Source organism: Mycobacterium europaeum, from assembly GCF_002102155.1.
Classification (GTDB): Bacteria; Actinomycetota; Actinomycetes; order Mycobacteriales; family Mycobacteriaceae; genus Mycobacterium; species Mycobacterium europaeum.
This window is the reverse complement of sequence record NZ_LQOU01000026.1, coordinates 112,006-128,762: the sequence shown is the minus strand read 5'-3', so window position 1 is coordinate 128,762 and position 16,757 is coordinate 112,006. Positions and strand designations below refer to the sequence as shown.

The following is a 16,757-nucleotide window of genomic DNA, read 5'->3' as shown; positions in this document are numbered from 1 at the left end:
GAGTTGACACTGTCATCTCAACCTAACAGTTGAGTTGACAATGTCAACTAGGCTGCCGACATATGCTCGGCGGGTGACGACACGATCGGAAAGCGCGGCGGCCACCCGCCGTTCGCTGCTCGAAGCGGCCGGGGTCCTGCTCGACCTCGGCGGAGTCGAGGCCGTGACGCTGCGCGAGGTAGGGGCTCGCAGCGGCGTGTCGCGCTCGGCGGCGTACCGTCACTTCGCCGATAAGCAGTCGCTGCTCACCGTCCTCGCGACGAACGCGCTCGGTGAATTGGGCGATGCCCTCGAGGTGTTGGCCGCCAGTGACGACCCGCCCGAGGTGTCATTGCGATCCGGCCTGCTTGCGCTGATCGCTCTCGGCCGCAGCCGGCCGCACCTGTATCGCCTGATGTTCACCCCGCCGCCCGGCGAACCCCCTGAGGCGTCGGTGCGGGCCGCGGAACGGACGCAGGACCTGTTTCTCGACATCGTGGGCCGCATCACTGGTCCCCGGCAGGCAAAGCGTTATGGGGCGCTGCTTTTGACGACCGCCCACGGCATCACCGGTTTGGACCTGAGCGGCCACCTCGACCTGGATAAGTGGAACACCGACGCCGAGGAACTCGTGGACACGATGATCGCCCTGTTGCCGAAGGGGAAGTGAACCCGGATCATCCTGGGCGCCTGAGGAGCTCGGTGAAGGCCTTCGCGGCCGCGTCGACACCGGCCTCGTCATTGGTGGCCACCAGGTCCAGCAGCAGGCCTCGGGTGACGGCCAGCCCGAGCCTTGCCATCGCGCCGTCGTAGGGGGCGCCGGCGGCGACGGTGTCGACCTCACGCAGCCAGCCGTCGACCGCCCCGGGAACCATTCGTGTGAAAGGCTTCTCGCCTTGGGCCGCGCGTGCGTAGCACTCGAAGAAGAGCCGTTCTAACTGGCGCAATTCCGGGCGACGAAGGTCGGCCCACATCGCGGCGAAGCCCTCGGCCGGATCCTCCGGCAAGCCGGGAACGAGAGCCATCTGGCGGCGCTCGGCCTCCTCGACGACCGCAATCAGCAAATCGTCGCGGGAACCGAAGTGGTGCAACAACATCCGGTGGCTGGTGCCGACAGCGGCTGCGACGTCGCGGAGCGAACGGTTGCCGATGCCGTTTGTGGCGAACTCATCGAATAGCGCATGCAGTAGTTCGCGACGCCGCTGTGAGTCAGGACTGCGGGCCATCGGCGCGGCTGAGCTGCTCAGACCGGGCCTTGAGTCCTTGGGCCTCGAGCTTGAGGAATCGTTTCGTCTTGCCGGCCATCAACCGGCCGACCAGGGCGCCGAGCGCACCGCGCTGATCCAGTTGCTGACGCACCAGGGTGCGCCCGCCCGGTTGTGCGATGACGTCGTGCCGGGCGCTCACCCGCGCACCGGGGGAGCGTTGCACCCAGGTCCACGACGTGCCCGGATCGAGCTCGGTGACCTGCCACACCAGCGTCGCCATGCCGGGCTGCTTGATCGCGAATCGTCTGCCCACTGCCAGCGCGGGTCCGTCCCGTCCGGTCAGCGAGGTCACCGAGGCGGTCCACTCGGGCCAGCGCTCCACGTCGCTGAAGACATCCCACACCAGCTGCGGCGGCGCGTCGATCTCGACGCTGTCTTCGGTAAACATGTACCAAATGGTACATCGGGCGCATCGCGTTGACCAGGGCTCGCGCGCACCTGGTGAGAGGGGGGCCGGGCCAAGGAACGGGTTACGACACGGAAAACACAACTTGTTGTGTTGCCGCGGCTTGTCGTACCCCAGGGGTAGTGTTTGAGCTCTAGTCAACCGCAGGCAAAACGGCGTGTGAAGTGGGGTTCTGGTGACCGAGAACATGAAGCTGATTGACCGCGTTTCGGCGATCAACTGGAACCGGCTGCAGGACGAGAAGGACGCCGAGGTCTGGGACCGGCTGACCGGAAACTTCTGGCTGCCCGAGAAGGTGCCGGTGTCCAACGACCTCCCGTCGTGGGCCACGCTGACCGCCGGTGAGAAGCAGCTGACCATGCGGGTGTTCACCGGACTGACGCTGCTGGACACCATCCAGGGCACCGTCGGCGCGGTCAGCCTGATTCCCGACGCGCTGACCCCGCACGAGGAAGCGGTCATGACCAACATCGCCTTCATGGAGTCGGTGCACGCGCGCAGCTACAGCAACATCTTCTCGACGCTGTGCTCGACCGCCGAGATCGACGACGCCTTCCGCTGGTCGGAGGAAAATCCCAACCTGCAGCGCAAGGCCGAGATCGTCATGCAGTACTACAAGGGCGACGAGCCGCTCAAGCGCAAGGTGGCCTCGACGCTGCTGGAAAGCTTCCTGTTCTACTCCGGCTTCTACCTGCCCATGTACTGGTCGAGCCGGGCCAAGCTGACCAACACCGCCGACATGATCCGGCTGATCATCCGCGACGAGGCCGTGCACGGTTACTACATCGGCTACAAGTACCAGCGCGGGCTGGCGCTGGTCGACGAGGCCAAGCGCGCCGAGCTCAAGGACTACACCTATGAGCTGCTCTTCGAGCTCTACGACAACGAGGTGGAGTACACCCAGGACCTCTACGACCAGGTCGGGCTGACCGAGGACGTCAAGAAGTTCCTGCGCTACAACGCCAACAAGGCGCTGATGAACCTCGGCTACGAGGCGCTGTTCCCGCGCGACGAGACCGACGTCAATCCGGCGATCCTGTCGGCGCTGTCACCCAACGCCGACGAGAACCACGACTTCTTCTCGGGTTCGGGCTCGAGCTACGTGATCGGCAAGGCCGTCGTCACCGAGGACGAGGACTGGGACTTCTAAAGCCGCACATGGATTGAGAATCGGACCGGCCGCACTGTCGGGGGGGAGGGACTGGGGCCGGCCCGATCCCTTATTCATACACCGGCTGCGCCGATTTTCTTCCCGCGGGATCTTTGGCGCTGCCCGGGGGCGGCGGCACCCACCCCAGCAGGACTTTGCGGCCGATCAACTGACAGCCGTGGGTGTGCGCCAATTGCTTTGCGGCCCTGGTGAATTCACGATTGCTCACCACGACGCTCCGGGTGCACCCGTGGTGGCGGGCGCCGGACACCACCTGCTGGACGGCCGCGACGCCCACCGATTGGCCGTAGCGCTTGCACTGGACCGCCACGGAGTGGCCGTCCTTCTCGGCGATCAGGTCCACGCCGTAGTCGCCGACCGGCGGGGTGAGCGTGACCCGCCAGCCGGCCCGGCGCAGCCGCGCGGCGACATAGCGCTCGAATTCGAGCCCGTCCATGGCGTCAACGGCGGCCAACACGGCGCGGCCCGCGCGCGGCCACCGACGATTGGTCGACCAGGCCACGAGCACCTCGAGCAGCACCGTCAGGTAGAACGCCACGAATGCCGCCCCTGGGTTGTGCTCGACGACGCCGACCAACAGCCCGCACGCCAGCGGGATGACGACGAGCGCCTTGAGCACGCCTCGATGGTAGGGATGGGCGGCGACAAACCAGCCTCCGACATGTTCGGGCAGTGAACGACATGTGAATTGTGGGGACGGAACGATGCCTCGCTAGCGCGGCCGATGGCGCTGCCCGACACTGTTCTGGTGACGAAACCCCCCTCTTCAGAGCAGGATCACCGCCGCCATTTCTGCCGCTCAGTGATTCAGTGGCTGCAGGTCGGCTACCCGAACGGCGTTCCCGGCCCGGACCGCGTGCCGTTGATGGCCTTACTGCGCAGCACACCGCTGACCGAAGACCAGATCCGCGAGGTGGTGCGCCACATCACTGCCAAAGAAGGGTCGCCGGAGACGATCGGGCACCCCATCGATCGTGACGAGATCGCCGAATTCATCTCCGACATGACGCAGTTCGACGCCGGCAAGGAAAACGTCATCCGGGTCGCCGCCACGCTGGCGGCGGCCGGATGGCCGTTGGCCGGCATCGACGTCAGCGAGGTTGTTCCCGACGACGAGCACGCCGAGGCGGCCGAATTGGTTGCCCGTCACCACGCGCCCGAAGAACCGTCGGGCGTCGCCTCATAGCTTCGAGATGTCGATGACGAACCGGTAGCGGACGTCGCTCGCCAGGACCCGCTCGTAGGCCTCGTTGATGTAATCCGGGTCGATCAGCTCGATTTCGGGTGTCACATCGTGTTCGGCGCAGAAGTCCAGCATCTCCTGGGTTTCGGCGATCCCGCCGATGTTCGACCCGGAGAGGCTGCGCCGCGCCAGCGCCAGCGGGAACGCCCCCACCTCCATGGGGTGCTCCGGAATGCCCAATTCCACCAGGGTGCCGTCGACGTCGAGCAGGTTGAGGTAGTCGTTCAGTTTCAGGTTCGCCGAGACGGTGTTCAGGATCAGGTCGAAGCTGCCACGCAACTTCTTGAAGGTGTCGTGGTCGGAGGTGGCGTAGTAGTGGCTCGCGCCCAGGCGCAGCCCGTCCTCCATCTTCTTCAGCGACTGCGACAGCACCGTCACCTCGGCGCCCATCGCCGCGCCCAGCTTGACGCCCATGTGTCCCAGCCCGCCCAGGCCGATGATCGCCAACCGGGTGCCCTCGCCGGCCTTCCAGTGCCGCAGCGGCGAGAACAGCGTGATGCCCGCGCACAGCAGCGGCGCCGCCTTGTCCAGCGGCAGCGAGTCGGGGATGCGCACGACGAAGTTCTCGTCGACGACGACCGCCTGGCTGTAGCCGCCCTGCGTGGAGGTGCCGTCTTTGTCGATGGAGTTGTAGGTGAAGGTCGCCCCCGGCTTGCAGTACTGCTCGAGCCCGGCCTTGCAGCTGCTGCACTGACCGCAGGAGTTCACCATGCAGCCCACGCCGACGTGGTCGCCGACCTTGTACTTGGTGACCGCGGAACCGACCTGGCTCACCACGCCGGCGATCTCATGGCCGGGCACCACCGGGTAGTTCGGCGTGCCCCACTCGGCCTTGACGGTGTGGATGTCGGAGTGGCAGATCCCGGCGAACTTGATGTCGATCGCCACGTCGTGCGGACCGGGGTCACGCCGCTCGATGGTGGTCTTGGTCAACGGTTCGGTCGCCGACGTGGCGGCGTAGGCCGAAACAGTGCTCATGAATATCCCTCTTCGATGTGGTCGCGTCGTCAAAAGTTTAGCTAAGGTAATGTTCCCGGGCCAACCGGTGGCCGCACGTCATCACCTTAAGGCGATGGGTACCCGCCCGCCGCGTCGCTAGTTGATCGGGGCGTTCAGCAGGCGCAGGTCGTCGACGATGCCGCGGGCCGCGATCAGGCCCTCGCCGGTCTGCCAGATCTCATCGTTGACGATGTAGACGCGGTTGTCGCGGTTCGCGGACAGCTTGCGCCACGGGTTGCTGTCGAGCAGCGCGGCGGCGCGCTGGGCGGCCGCCGGTGACGCACACGACACGTAGACGACGTCGGCGTCGGCGGCGGAGAGGTCGGGGTTCTTGGCCAGGTCGTCGTCGGTGGCCCCGATCTCGAGGTACGGCTTGTCGGTGAACCGCTGTGACGCCGGCCGGTCCACGCCGACGGCGCCCAGCACGCTGGCCGGGAAGTTGTTGGTGCCGTACACCCGGATCGTGTCGGTGGTGAACTGCACGATGGACGCCTGGAAGTGAGATGCGTCATGCCGGGCGCCGACGTCGGCGGCCCGCCGGGAAAAGCCGCTGAGCAGCGCGTCCACCGCGCCACCGCGCGCCGTCGCGCTGCCCACTCCCCGCAGGTTGTCCTCCCAGGCCGCGCCCGGCGCCGCGGTGAACACCGTCGGGGCGATCGCGGCCAGCTGCGGATACAACTTCGGCGTCAAGCCCTGCGATCCCAGGATGAGGTCCGGGTGGGTCGCCGCGATCCGAGCCAGGTCCGGGTCGCTGCGGCTCCCGACGCCGGGCACGTCGTGCACCGCGCTGCCCAGGTAGGCGGGCTGGCCTGACGATCCGTCCGGCAGGGCCGCCCCGACCACCCGCGACTGCAGGCCGAGCGCGCACAGGGCGTCGAGCTGATCGCCGGACAGCACCACGATCCGCTGCGGCTCCGCGGGCACCGGCACCACGTCCGGGGTGACGCCGGCCGCGTTGTGCGCCTCCCGCGTCTTCGGCCCCGGATCGGCCGCCGCGGCATCCCGCGCGCACGACTCGTCCGGGCGGCGGTCGTTCCCGAGCACACCGGCGCCCGCGATCTGGGTGGTGGGGGTCACCAGGGAGGGGCCCGCCGCGTTGCCGCCCGGCTTGCCGGATCCGCAGCCGCTGCACGCGACGGCGACCGCCGCCGCCAGCGCGGCGGCCGCGCGGAACGCGGGTCGGGTCACGCCGAAAAGCACGGGTCGAACGCTAACACCTGCCGGCCCCGCGCCCGGCACGCTGAAACGACACGCCGCAGCGCCGAGCCAATTACGACAGTTTGTAGGACCAGCCCTGACGTCGACAGGATCGACGGTTAGTATTCGTGTCAGCTCCGTTTTGGGCCCTCGTTCTATCCGGATGTTTGGAGAAGCTGTTGACAGCCGAAGCGCCCCCGTTGGGACAACTCGAGGCCGTTCGTCCGTACCCGGACCGGACCGGCCCCAAAGGGAACCTCGTCTACAAACTGATCACCACCACCGATCACAAGCTGATCGGCATCATGTACACGGTCACCTGCTTCGTCTTCTTCTTCATCGGCGGACTGATGGCCTTGTTGATGCGCACCGAGCTCGCGGCGCCGGGGCTGCAGTTCCTGTCGAATGAGCAGTACAACCAGCTGTTCACCATGCACGGCACGATCATGCTGCTGCTGTATGCGACGCCCGTCGTGTTCGGATTGGCCAACCTGGTGCTGCCGCTGCAGATCGGCGCGCCCGACGTGGCGTTCCCGCGGCTGAACGCCTTCTCGTTCTGGCTCTTCCTCTTCGGCGGACTGGTCGCGATGGGTGGCTTCATCGTCCCGGGTGGCGCGGCCGACTTCGGCTGGACGGCCTACACGCCGCTTTCCGACGCCGTGCACTCGCCCGGAGCCGGGGGAGACCTGTGGATCACCGGCCTGATCGTCGCGGGTCTGGGCACCATCCTGGGTGCGGTCAACATGATCACCACCGTGGTGTGCATGCGCGCGCCCGGCATGACCATGTTCCGGATGCCGATCTTCACCTGGAACATCCTGGTGACGTCGATCCTGATCCTGATCGCGTTCCCGATCCTGACCGCCGCGCTGTTCGGGCTGGCCGCCGACCGGCATCTGGGGGCGCACGTCTACGACGCGGCCAACGGCGGGGTTCTGTTGTGGCAGCACCTGTTCTGGTTCTTCGGCCACCCCGAGGTGTACATCGTCGCCCTACCGTTCTTCGGCGTCGTCACCGAGATCATCCCGGTGTTCTCGCGCAAACCGGTCTTCGGTTACACCACGCTGGTGTACGCGACGCTGTCGATCGCCGCCTTGTCGGTCGCCGTGTGGGCGCACCACATGTTCGCCACCGGAGCCGTTCTGCTGCCGTTCTTCTCGTTCATGACGTATTTGATCGCGGTGCCCACGGGGATCAAGTTCTTCAACTGGATCGGCACGATGTGGAAGGGGCAGATCACCTTCGAGACCCCGATGCTGTTCTCGGTGGGCTTCCTGGTGACCTTCCTGCTGGGTGGCCTGACCGGCGTCATACTGGCCAGCCCGCCGCTGGACTTCCACGTCACCGACTCCTACTTCGTGGTGGCGCACTTCCACTACGTGCTCTTCGGAACGATCGTGTTCGCCACCTATGCGGGCGTCTACTTCTGGTTCCCGAAGATGACCGGCCGGCTACTCGACGAGCGGCTGGGTAAGCTGCACTTCTGGCTGACCTTCATCGGCTTCCACACCACGTTCCTGGTGCAGCACTGGCTGGGCGACATGGGTATGCCGCGCCGCTACGCCGACTACCTGGCCAGCGACGGATTCCAGGGGCTGAACATCGTGTCCACGATCGGCGCCTTCATCCTGGGCGTGTCGGTGTTCCCGTTCGTCTGGAACGTCTTCAAGAGCTGGCGCTACGGCGAAGTCGTGACCGTCGACGATCCGTGGGGCTACGGCAACTCCCTGGAGTGGGCGACCAGCTGCCCGCCGCCGCGGCACAACTTCACCGAGCTGCCCCGGATCCGTTCAGAGCGTCCGGCTTTCGAGCTGCACTACCCGCACATGGTGGAGCGGCTGCGCGCCGAGGCGCACGTAGGCCGGGCCCACGGGCCGACGGACAAGGACGTCACCAGGCTGGACGACGTCCAGGTTCGCAGCTGATGGCCTGAGCGGCGGCTATCGCGAGTGAGCACACCGAAGGTGTCGGTGCTGGTCACCGTCACCGGAGTGGACCAACCGGGCGTCACGTCGGCCCTTTTCGAGGCGCTCTCCCGGCACGGCGTCGAGCTGCTCAACGTCGAACAGGTGGTGATTCGGCACCGTCTGACCCTCGGCGTGCTGGTGTGCTGCCCGGCGGACGTCGCCGACGGAACCGAGTTGCGTCGTGACGTCGAATCGGCCATCCGCCGGGTCGGCCTGGACGTCACCATCGAGCGCAGCGACGACGTGCCGATCATTCGGGATCCGTCCACCCACACCATCTTCGTGCTGGGCCGGCCCATCACCGCGGGCGCGTTCGGTGCGGTGGCCCGGGCGGCGGCCGGCCTGGGCGTCAACATCGACCTCATCCGCGGTGTCTCCGACTACCCGGTGACCGGCCTGGAGCTGCGGGTCTCGGTGCCGCTGGGTTCGGACGGCGCGCTGCGGACCGCCCTGAACCAGGTGGCCGCCGACGAGCGCGTCGACGTGGCGGTCGAGGACTACACCCTGGAGCGGCGGGCCAAGCGGCTGATCGTGTTCGACGTGGACTCGACGCTGGTGCAGGGCGAGGTCATCGAGATGCTGGCCGCCCGCGCGGGTGCCGAGGGCCAGGTCGCCGCCATCACCGAGGCCGCCATGCGGGGCGAGCTGGATTTCGCGCAGTCGCTCGAACAACGGGTGGCCACCCTGGAGGGTCTGCCCGCCACCGTGATCGATGAGGTCGCCGCCCAGCTCGAGCTCATGCCCGGGGCGCGGACCACGCTGCGGACGTTGCGGCGCTTGGGTTTTCACTGCGGGGTGGTTTCCGGCGGCTTCCGCGGCATCATCGAGCCGTTGGCCGAGGAGCTGATGCTGGACTACGTCGCCGCCAACGACCTGGAGATCGTCGACGGCAAACTCACCGGGCGGGTCCTCGGCCCGATCGTCGACCGCGCCGGCAAGGCCACGGCGCTGCGGGACTTCGCCGAGCGGGCCGGGGTGCCGATGGCCCAGACCGTCGCCGTGGGTGACGGGGCCAACGACATCGACATGCTGGCCGCGGCCGGGCTCGGGGTGGCGTTCAACGCCAAGCCGGCGTTGCGGGAGGTGGCCGACGCCTCGCTGAGCCACCCGTACCTGGACACGGTGCTGTTTCTGCTGGGCGTGACGCGCGGCGAGATCGAGGCCGCCGACGCGGTGGACGGCGAGGTGCGCCGGGTGGAGATCCCGCCCGACGCTTAGCGGTCGCGGTACGGCACGATGGTCGGGTGCCCGAAATCGGTACGGAGGCAGCCGACCCCGATCTGCTGATCGACTTCCGCGACGTCTCACTGCTGCGGGATGGACGCGTCCTCGTCGGGCCGGTGGACTGGCAGGTCGAACTCGACGAGCGCTGGGTCATCGTCGGCCCGAACGGTGCCGGCAAGACGTCGCTGCTGCGGATCGCCGCGGCGGCCGAGCACCCCTCGTCGGGCGTGGCGTTCGTGCTCGGCGAGCGGCTGGGCCGGGTCGACGTCTCGGATTTGCGGTCCCGGATCGGGTTGAGCTCGTCGGCCCTGGCGCAGCGCGTGCCCACCGACGAGGTGGTGCGCGACCTGGTCGTCTCGGCCGGCTACGCGGTGCTGGGCCGTTGGCGGGAGCGCTACGAGGACGTCGACTACCGCCGCGCCATCGACATGCTGGAGAGCCTCGGCGCCGAGCACCTCGCCGACCGTAGCTACGGAACGTTGTCGGAAGGCGAGCGCAAGCGGGTGCTGATCGCCCGCGCCCTGATGACCGATCCGGAGCTGCTGCTGCTCGACGAACCCGCCGCGGGCCTCGACCTGGGCGGCCGGGAGGAGCTGGTGGCGCGCCTGGCCGACCTGGCCGCCGACCCGGAAGCCCCCGCGCTGGTGCTGGTCACCCACCACGTCGAGGAGATCCCGCCGGGCTTCAGCCACTGCATGCTGCTGTCGGAAGGGAAGGTGGTGGCTGCGGGATTGCTGACCGACGTGCTGACCGCCGAGAACCTGTCCACCGCGTTCGGCCAGGCGATCGCCCTCGACGTCGTCGACGGGCGGTATTTCGCCCGCCGCGTCCGCACCCGCGCAGCCCACCGGAGGCAACTATGACGTCCACCCCCGAACCGCCCCCGCTGGTCCCGCGCCCGGCGGCGACCGTGATGCTGGTCCGCGACGACCCGGGCGGGATCGCCGTCTTCCTGATGCGCCGGCACGCCAAGATGGAGTTCGCCGCGGGGACCATGGTGTTTCCCGGTGGCGGCGTGGACGACCGCGACCGCAACGCCGACATCGCGTGGGCCGGCCCGCCGCCGCAGTGGTGGGCGCAGCGGTTCGGCATCGAGCCCGACCTGGCCGAGGCGCTGGTGTGCGCCGCGGCCCGGGAGACGTTCGAGGAATCGGGGGTGCTGTTCGCGGGGCCGGCCGGCGATCCGGAGGGCATCGTCGGGGACGCCACGGTGTACGCCGACGCGCGCCGCGCGCTCGCCGACGGCACGCTGTCGTTCGCGGACTTTCTGCGCCGCGAGAACCTGGAGCTGCGCTCCGACCTGCTGCGGCCGTGGGCCAACTGGGTCACGCCGGAAGCCGAGCGCACCCGCCGCTACGACACCTACTTCTTTGTCGGGGCCCTGCCGCAGGGGCAGCGGGCCGACGGCGAGAACACCGAATCGGACCGCGCCGGCTGGACGACGCCGCAGGCCGCCATCGAGGACTTCTCCACCGGACGTTGCTTCCTGTTGCCGCCGACGTGGACCCAGCTGGATTCGCTGGCCGGGCGGACCGTCGCGGACGTGCTGGCCGTCGAGCGGCAGATCGTGACCGTGCAGCCGCACCTGGAGATCCAGGGCGACAACTGGGTCTTCGAGTTCTTCGACTCCGACCGCTACCACCGGGCACGCGAGGCCGGCGGGATGGGATGGCGGCATTGAGCGAGTTCGTCAGCACGGTGGTCAGCGACGGCTCGCAGGACGCCGGACTGGCCATGCTGCTGCTGTCGCGGCCGCCGACCAACGCGATGACCCGCCAGGTCTACCGGGAGATCGTGGCCGCGGCCGCCGAACTCGGCGAGCGCGACGACGTGGCCGTGGTCATCCTGTTCGGTGGCCACGAGATCTTCTCGGCCGGCGACGACATGCCCGAACTGCGGACGCTGACCGCGCCGGAGGCCGAGACGGCGGCCCGGGCGCGGCAACAGGCCATCGACGCCGTGGCGGGCATCCCCAAGCCGACGGTGGCCGCGATCACCGGATACGCGCTGGGCGCCGGGCTCACGCTGGCACTGGCCGCCGATTGGCGCGTCAGCGGTGACAACGTGAAGTTCGGCGCGACCGAGGTCCTGGCCGGCCTGATCCCCGGCGGCGACGGCATGGCCCGCCTGACCCGCGCGGCCGGGGCGAGCAGGGCCAAGGAGCTGGTGTTCAGCGGCCGGTTCTTCGACGCCGAGGAGGCCCTGACGCTGGGCCTGATCGACGAGATGGTGGCCCCCGACGACGTGTACGACGCCGCCGCGGGGTGGGCGCGGCGCTTCCTCGACGGCCCGCGGCACGCGCTGGCCGCCGCCAAGGCCGGCATCAACGACGTGTTCGAGCTCGGCCCGGCCGACCGGGCCGCCGCCGAGCGGCGCCGCTACATCGACGTGTTCGCCGCTGGTCACAGCGGCGAGGAGGACTCCGGATCCGGCGCCCGTTAGGCTGCCCTGCATGACGACGAGTTCGACCGATGCCGTTCCCGGGAAGGATGTCGCCGCTGACGCGGCTCCGACGCCCCATGCCACAGCCGAGCAGGTGGAGGCCGCTCGCCATGACAGCAAGCTGGCCCAGGTCCTCTACCACGACTGGGAAGCCGAGTCCTACGACGAGAAGTGGTCGATCTCCTACGACCAGCGCTGCGTGGACTACGCCCGGGACTGCTTCGACGCCATCGTGCCCGACGAGGTCCAGCGCGAGCTTCCCTACGATCGCGCCCTCGAATTGGGCTGCGGCACAGGGTTTTTCCTGCTCAACCTGATCCAGTCCGGGGTGGCCCGGCGTGGCTCGGTCACCGACCTGTCGCCCGGGATGGTCAAGGTCGCCACCCGCAACGGGCAGTCGCTGGGGCTGGACATCGACGGCCGGGTCGCTGACGCCGAGGGAATCCCCTACGAGGACAACACCTTCGACCTGGTGGTCGGGCACGCCGTGCTCCACCACATCCCCGACGTCGAGCTGGCGCTGCGGGAGGTCGTCCGGGTGTTGCGGCCGGGCGGCCGCTTCGTGTTCGCCGGTGAGCCCACCACCGTCGGCGACACCTACGCCCGCACGTTGTCCACCTTGACCTGGCGGCTGGCGACCAACGTCACCAAGTTGCCCGGGCTGCAGGGCTGGCGGCGGCCGCAGGCCGAGCTCGACGAATCCTCCCGCGCCGCGGCGCTGGAGGCCGTCGTCGACCTGCACACCTTCACCCCGGGCGACCTGGAGCGGTTGGCCGGCAACGCCGGCGCCACCGATGTGCAAACGGCCACCGTGGAATTCACCGCCGCGATGCTGGGCTGGCCGCTGCGCACCTTCGAATGCGCCGTGCCACCCGGCCGCTTGGGTTGGGGCTGGGCAAAATTCGCGTTCAACAGCTGGAAGACGCTGAGCTGGCTGGACGCCAACGTCATGCGTCACGTCGCGCCGAAGGGCTGGTTCTACAACGTGATGATCACCGGGGTCAAACCCTCCTGACTGACGGCCTCACGTTCGGCGTCGAGGACGTCCGTTATCTGCGGTCGGAATCGGGCGCCGCGGCGCTGGCCGCGGTCGCCGAGCTCGAGCTGACCGGCGCCACCCGGGTCGCCGACATCGCTGCGGCGCGCGCCCGGTTCGGCGACCGGGCGCCGCTGTTGGTGGAGACGACGCTGCTGCGCCGGCGCGCCGCCGAGAAATTGTGTGGGCTGGGCGGCCCCGTGCCGGTGTCGAACTGGCTGTTCACCGACGAGGCGCTGCAGCAGGCCACCGCGGCCCCGGTGGCCGTGCACCGGGCCAAGCGGCTGGCCGAGGCGGGGGCCGTCGTGCACGACGCCACCTGTTCGATCGGCACCGAGCTGGCTGCGCTGCGCGGTGCGGGCGTCCGCGCGGTCGGCAGTGACCTCGACGCGGTGCGGCTGGCCATGGCGCGGCACAACCTGGGGGAGGCCGCCGTGCTGTGCCGCGCGGATGCGCTGGCGCCGGTGACCCGCAACGCCGCGGTCCTGGTGGACCCGGCGCGACGCCTCGACGGGCGCCGCCGCTTCCGCATCGAGGACTACCGGCCCGGCCTGGCCGCCCTAATCGATACCTACCGAGATCGCGACCTCGTCGTAAAGTGTTCTCCCGGAATAGATTTCGACGAGTTGAGGAGGCTTGGCTTCGCCGGCGAGATCGAGGTGACCTCGTATCGCGGGTCGGTGCGCGAAGCGTGCCTGTGGCCGGCCGGGCTGACGCAGCCCGGCATCCGCCGGCGCGCCAGCGTCCTCGATCGCGGCGAGCAGATCACCGACAGCGACCCGGACGACTGCGGAGTGCGCCCGGCTGGGCGGTGGATCGTCGACCCCGACGGCGCCGTGGTCCGGGCCGGTCTGGTGCGCCATTACGGCGCGCGGCACGGGCTGTGGCAACTCGACCCCGACATCGCCTACCTGTCGGGGGATGAGCTGCCGCCGGCGGTCCGGGGCTTCGAGGTGCTCGAGCAGTTGGCGCTCGATGAGCGACGGCTGCGTCGGGCGTTGTCGACGCTCGATTGCGGGGCGCTGGAGATCCTGGTCCGCGGGGTGCGGGTGGACCCCGACGCGCTGCGGCGCCGGATGCGGCTGCGCGGCGGCCGGCCCCTGTCGGTGGTCATCACCCGCCTCGGGTCGCGGGCCGCCGGAGGGGCAACGGCATTCGTTTGCCGGGCGTCGCGATAGCGCCCGGTAGGCTGGTGCGATCGCTATTTCAGGCGCCAGCCCCGCCTAATTCCTGCAAGGACAATCGAAGAATGCGTTATCTGATCGCGGCCGTGGTGCTCGCATCGGCGGCCCTGTGGGGTTGGCCGGCGGCCGCCGCACCACCGTCGTGCGCCGACCTGGGCGGCACCCTCGAGGGCGGCCAGATGTGCCGCATCCGCGCCACCGGCCCCACCTACACGCTGAACCTGGTGTTTCCCGCCGACTACCCCGACGAGCAGGCGCTGACCGACTACATCGCGCAGAACCGGGACGGCTTCGTCAACGTCGCCCAGAGTTCGGGGCCGCGCGACCAGCCCTACCAATTGGAGGCCACGACCGAGCAGCACGCCTCCGGTCAGCCGCCGCACAACACCCGCAGCGTGGTGCTCAAGTTCTTTCAGGATCTCGGGGGAGCGCACCCGTCGATCTGGTACAAGGCATTCAACTACAACCTCGGGACGAAGCAGCCCATCACCTTCGACAACCTTTTCGCGCCGGGCACCGCGCCGCTGGACAGCATTTTCCCGATCGTGCAGCGCGACCTGGCCCGCCAAACCCCACTGGGCGCGGCCATTCTGCCCTCGACCGGGCACGACCCGACGCACTACCAGAACTTCGCGATCACCGACGACCAGCTGATCTTCTACTTCGCGCCCGGTGAGATCTTGCCGGCGTTCGCCGGGCCGGTGCAGGCGGATGTCCCGCGCAACGCGATCCCGCCGCTGGCCGTCTGAGTGGCGATCGCAAGCGCGGCGTAGCCGGGCGAAGCGGGTCGCCACCCTCGATCGAGGTGGCGATCGCAAGCGCGGCGTAGCCGGGCGAAGCGGGTCGCCACCGTCGATCGACGGTCTAGACGGGACCGGCCAGCGTCTCCATCGCCGCCGCACCGGTCGCCAGCGCCACCTGGGCGACGCATCCGAGGAGCGGAACGAAGAAGGCGGTCCGGCGCCGGGCGAGGCGGCGGATGGCGAGGATCAGGGCGGTGACGAAGACGATGCCGCCGCCGCCGAGGCCCAGGAACATGGCGCGATCGATCCATGCCGGGTCGCCGCACTTTCGGTAGCCGCACGGGTCGGTGCCCATGACGAACAGGCTCAGCAGGCCGATTGTGGCCGCGACCAGGAACGCCTGGACGGCGAGCAGCACCACGGTCGCGGTGCGGTCCACCGCCAGGTTGCGCTCGTTTTTCTCGGAGTATGCGGCGACCGCGGACTGCGTCTCGTTGTCATCGGTGGCCATGGGGTCAGTATGGCCCGGTCATGCCGGTGCGAAACCGTACACCTGGCCGTCGCTCGTCGCGGCCACCACCCGGCGATCGGCGCCCACCGACACCCCCAGCGGATAGCCGGTGGCCGCCGGAAGCGGGTAGCTGCCCAGCGTGTGGCCGGTGCTCGGATCGAAGACCAGCAGCGACATGCCGGGAGCGCCGTTTGCCGCCGGGCCGTTGATGGCCGTGTAGCCGACGCCCGCGCCGGCCAGGCTCGACGACGACAACGGGACGACGTCGTCGCGGCGCCACGCCTGATCGGCGTGATCGCCCGCGTCCTTGAAGGCGACCAACCGGGTGTCGGGGCCGCCGCCCGACACGATCAGGCCATCCGGCGAGACCGCGGGCGGCGTCTGGGCCAGGAACCCCAGGGGCGCCGACCACTTCACTTTGCCGTCGGCGGCATGCAATGCCCACAGTCGGTCGTCGCGGCCGTTGACGTAGACGGTCGACCCGTCGGAGGACAGCACCGGGCTGGCGATGACACCGGCGCCGACGGCGTCGCTGGTCCACTCCCGGGACAGCAGCGGTGTCTGCCCGGGGTGATACTTCAGCCCGACCAGCCCCGCCGCCGGCGCGTCCGGCTGCCAGACGCCCAGCACCGCCATCTGGCTGGCCGCCGAGAAAGCGGGTGCGGCGGCCACCGGGCAGCCTTGCCGCGCCGGCGCGCAATCGCCCAGCCCGCGCGTGGCATCGGTGGGGTCGACGCCGTCCACCAGGTCCATCGGGCTGCCGACCACCGCGCCGCGGTGGGCCTCGAAGACCAGCACCTGGCCCAGATGGGTCACCACAAGCAGCTGCCCGTTCCCGAGAAACCTTGGGGTGGCGGGCATTCCGATGACCGGCTGCCGCCACCGCGTCCACTGCGTCACCGGGAAGGACAGGAACGCGCCGGGCTGGCCGACGTATAGGTTGTCGAACCCGTCGAACAAGGGGCCCGCGAAGCCGCCGCCCTGGAACAGCCGCACACACCAGCGCTGCCGGCCGTTGTCGTCGTTCTCCCATTCCATCAGCGAACATCCGGCCGGGGTCTGCGCGTTGAGGGCCAGGTAACCGCGCGCACTCAGCGCCGGACCGGCGGCCAGGCTCCCTTTGACTGAGCGCGTCCACCGCAACGACAGCTTGGAAGCCCCGGTGGTGGCGGTGTAGCCGCTGTTGGCGGCGTCGCCGTATTGCGCGGGCCAGCCGGCCGAGGGGGAGGCCTCCACCCACGAGTCGGTGTTGGCGCAGCCGCCGAGTCCAACCGCGATTCCGGCCGCCAGCAACGCGGATGACCACCGCCGAAGCCCGCGCGGGAGATGTCGGTCAAGCACCTCGATTCCCAGATCCTTCTTCCACGGCGTTCGGCACGAGCGGCGA

Annotated in this window: 18 protein-coding genes; 11 read left to right on the top strand and 7 right to left on the bottom strand. The window is 69.1% G+C overall.

Annotated features, from left to right (window positions below; all coding sequences use genetic code 11):
• The first annotated feature begins 73 nt into the window (after window positions 1-73).
• The gene (locus AWC03_RS13955) at window positions 74-649 is read left to right on the top strand and encodes a TetR/AcrR family transcriptional regulator (RefSeq protein WP_085241142.1); all 576 of its coding nucleotides are present in this window, start codon (window positions 74-76) and stop codon (window positions 647-649) included.
• 7 nt (window positions 650-656) lie between these two features.
• On the opposite strand, the gene AWC03_RS13950 is transcribed toward AWC03_RS13955, so the two are convergent.
• On the bottom strand, window positions 657-1,205 hold the full coding sequence (locus tag AWC03_RS13950) for a TetR family transcriptional regulator (protein ID WP_085241140.1): 549 nt from the start codon (window positions 1,203-1,205) through the stop codon (window positions 657-659).
• Window positions 1,189-1,635, bottom strand: coding sequence for an SRPBCC family protein (locus AWC03_RS13945; protein WP_085241138.1), 447 nt, complete (start codon window positions 1,633-1,635; stop codon window positions 1,189-1,191). Before AWC03_RS13945 ends, AWC03_RS13950 begins: the two co-directional genes overlap by 17 nt.
• Window positions 1,636-1,828: 193 nt before the next feature.
• Between AWC03_RS13945 and nrdF the strand changes: the two genes are divergently transcribed.
• The gene (gene nrdF / locus AWC03_RS13940; protein ID WP_208859445.1) at window positions 1,829-2,803 is read left to right on the top strand and encodes a class 1b ribonucleoside-diphosphate reductase subunit beta; all 975 of its coding nucleotides are present in this window, start codon (window positions 1,829-1,831) and stop codon (window positions 2,801-2,803) included.
• A gap of 70 nt (window positions 2,804-2,873) precedes the next feature.
• On the opposite strand, the gene AWC03_RS13935 is transcribed toward nrdF, so the two are convergent.
• Complete coding sequence (locus AWC03_RS13935) at window positions 2,874-3,443, bottom strand: restriction endonuclease (protein WP_249025880.1); 570 nt, start codon at window positions 3,441-3,443, stop codon at window positions 2,874-2,876.
• Window positions 3,444-3,626: 183 nt separating this feature from the next.
• Between AWC03_RS13935 and AWC03_RS13930 the strand changes: the two genes are divergently transcribed.
• Complete coding sequence (locus AWC03_RS13930) at window positions 3,627-4,010, top strand: DUF3349 domain-containing protein (protein ID WP_249025882.1); 384 nt, start codon at window positions 3,627-3,629, stop codon at window positions 4,008-4,010.
• On the opposite strand, the gene AWC03_RS13925 is transcribed toward AWC03_RS13930, so the two are convergent.
• Window positions 4,005-5,045, bottom strand: coding sequence for an NAD(P)-dependent alcohol dehydrogenase (locus AWC03_RS13925; protein WP_085241134.1), 1,041 nt, complete (start codon window positions 5,043-5,045; stop codon window positions 4,005-4,007). The two genes, AWC03_RS13930 and AWC03_RS13925, sit on opposite strands and share 6 nt — an antisense overlap.
• A 117-nt stretch (window positions 5,046-5,162) precedes the next feature.
• Complete coding sequence (locus AWC03_RS13920; protein ID WP_085241132.1) at window positions 5,163-6,266, bottom strand: iron-siderophore ABC transporter substrate-binding protein; 1,104 nt, start codon at window positions 6,264-6,266, stop codon at window positions 5,163-5,165.
• Window positions 6,267-6,442: 176 nt separating this feature from the next.
• Here AWC03_RS13920 and ctaD point away from each other — a divergent pair, with 176 nt between their 5' ends.
• The 8 genes from ctaD to AWC03_RS13880 all read left to right on the top strand — a co-directional run bounded on the left by ctaD (window position 6,443) and on the right by AWC03_RS13880 (window position 14,865).
• Window positions 6,443-8,188: an aa3-type cytochrome oxidase subunit I gene (ctaD, locus tag AWC03_RS13915; RefSeq protein ID WP_085241198.1), complete on the top strand. Its 1,746-nt coding sequence runs from the start codon at window positions 6,443-6,445 to the stop codon at window positions 8,186-8,188.
• A gap of 24 nt (window positions 8,189-8,212) precedes the next feature.
• Window positions 8,213-9,448 (top strand): phosphoserine phosphatase SerB, encoded by a 1,236-nt coding sequence (gene serB / locus AWC03_RS13910; RefSeq protein ID WP_085241130.1) that lies wholly within the window; start codon window positions 8,213-8,215, stop codon window positions 9,446-9,448.
• 26 nt (window positions 9,449-9,474) lie between these two features.
• On the top strand, window positions 9,475-10,317 hold the full coding sequence (locus tag AWC03_RS13905) for an ABC transporter ATP-binding protein (RefSeq protein WP_085241128.1): 843 nt from the start codon (window positions 9,475-9,477) through the stop codon (window positions 10,315-10,317).
• Window positions 10,314-11,135, top strand: coding sequence for an NUDIX hydrolase (locus AWC03_RS13900; RefSeq protein ID WP_085241126.1), 822 nt, complete (start codon window positions 10,314-10,316; stop codon window positions 11,133-11,135). The genes AWC03_RS13905 and AWC03_RS13900 overlap by 4 nt, the downstream gene beginning before the upstream one ends.
• Window positions 11,132-11,896, top strand: coding sequence for an enoyl-CoA hydratase (locus tag AWC03_RS13895; RefSeq protein WP_090423439.1), 765 nt, complete (start codon window positions 11,132-11,134; stop codon window positions 11,894-11,896). The genes AWC03_RS13900 and AWC03_RS13895 overlap by 4 nt, the downstream gene beginning before the upstream one ends.
• Window positions 11,897-11,906: 10 nt before the next feature.
• Window positions 11,907-12,911: a class I SAM-dependent methyltransferase gene (locus tag AWC03_RS13890; RefSeq protein WP_085241122.1), complete on the top strand. Its 1,005-nt coding sequence runs from the start codon at window positions 11,907-11,909 to the stop codon at window positions 12,909-12,911.
• Window positions 12,797-14,110: a THUMP-like domain-containing protein gene (locus tag AWC03_RS13885; protein ID WP_249025881.1), complete on the top strand. Its 1,314-nt coding sequence runs from the start codon at window positions 12,797-12,799 to the stop codon at window positions 14,108-14,110. The genes AWC03_RS13890 and AWC03_RS13885 overlap by 115 nt, the downstream gene beginning before the upstream one ends.
• 71 nt (window positions 14,111-14,181) lie before the next feature.
• Entirely contained in the window at window positions 14,182-14,865 is a 684-nt protein-coding gene (locus AWC03_RS13880; RefSeq protein WP_085241120.1) for an esterase, read from the top strand.
• 115 nt (window positions 14,866-14,980) lie between these two features.
• Here AWC03_RS13880 and AWC03_RS13875 read toward each other — a convergent pair whose 3' ends face one another.
• On the bottom strand, window positions 14,981-15,370 hold the full coding sequence (locus AWC03_RS13875) for a DUF6264 family protein (RefSeq protein WP_085241118.1): 390 nt from the start codon (window positions 15,368-15,370) through the stop codon (window positions 14,981-14,983).
• 18 nt (window positions 15,371-15,388) lie between these two features.
• Window positions 15,389-16,717, bottom strand: coding sequence for an outer membrane protein assembly factor BamB family protein (locus AWC03_RS13870; RefSeq protein WP_085241116.1), 1,329 nt, complete (start codon window positions 16,715-16,717; stop codon window positions 15,389-15,391).
• Window positions 16,718-16,757: the final 40 nt, after the last annotated feature.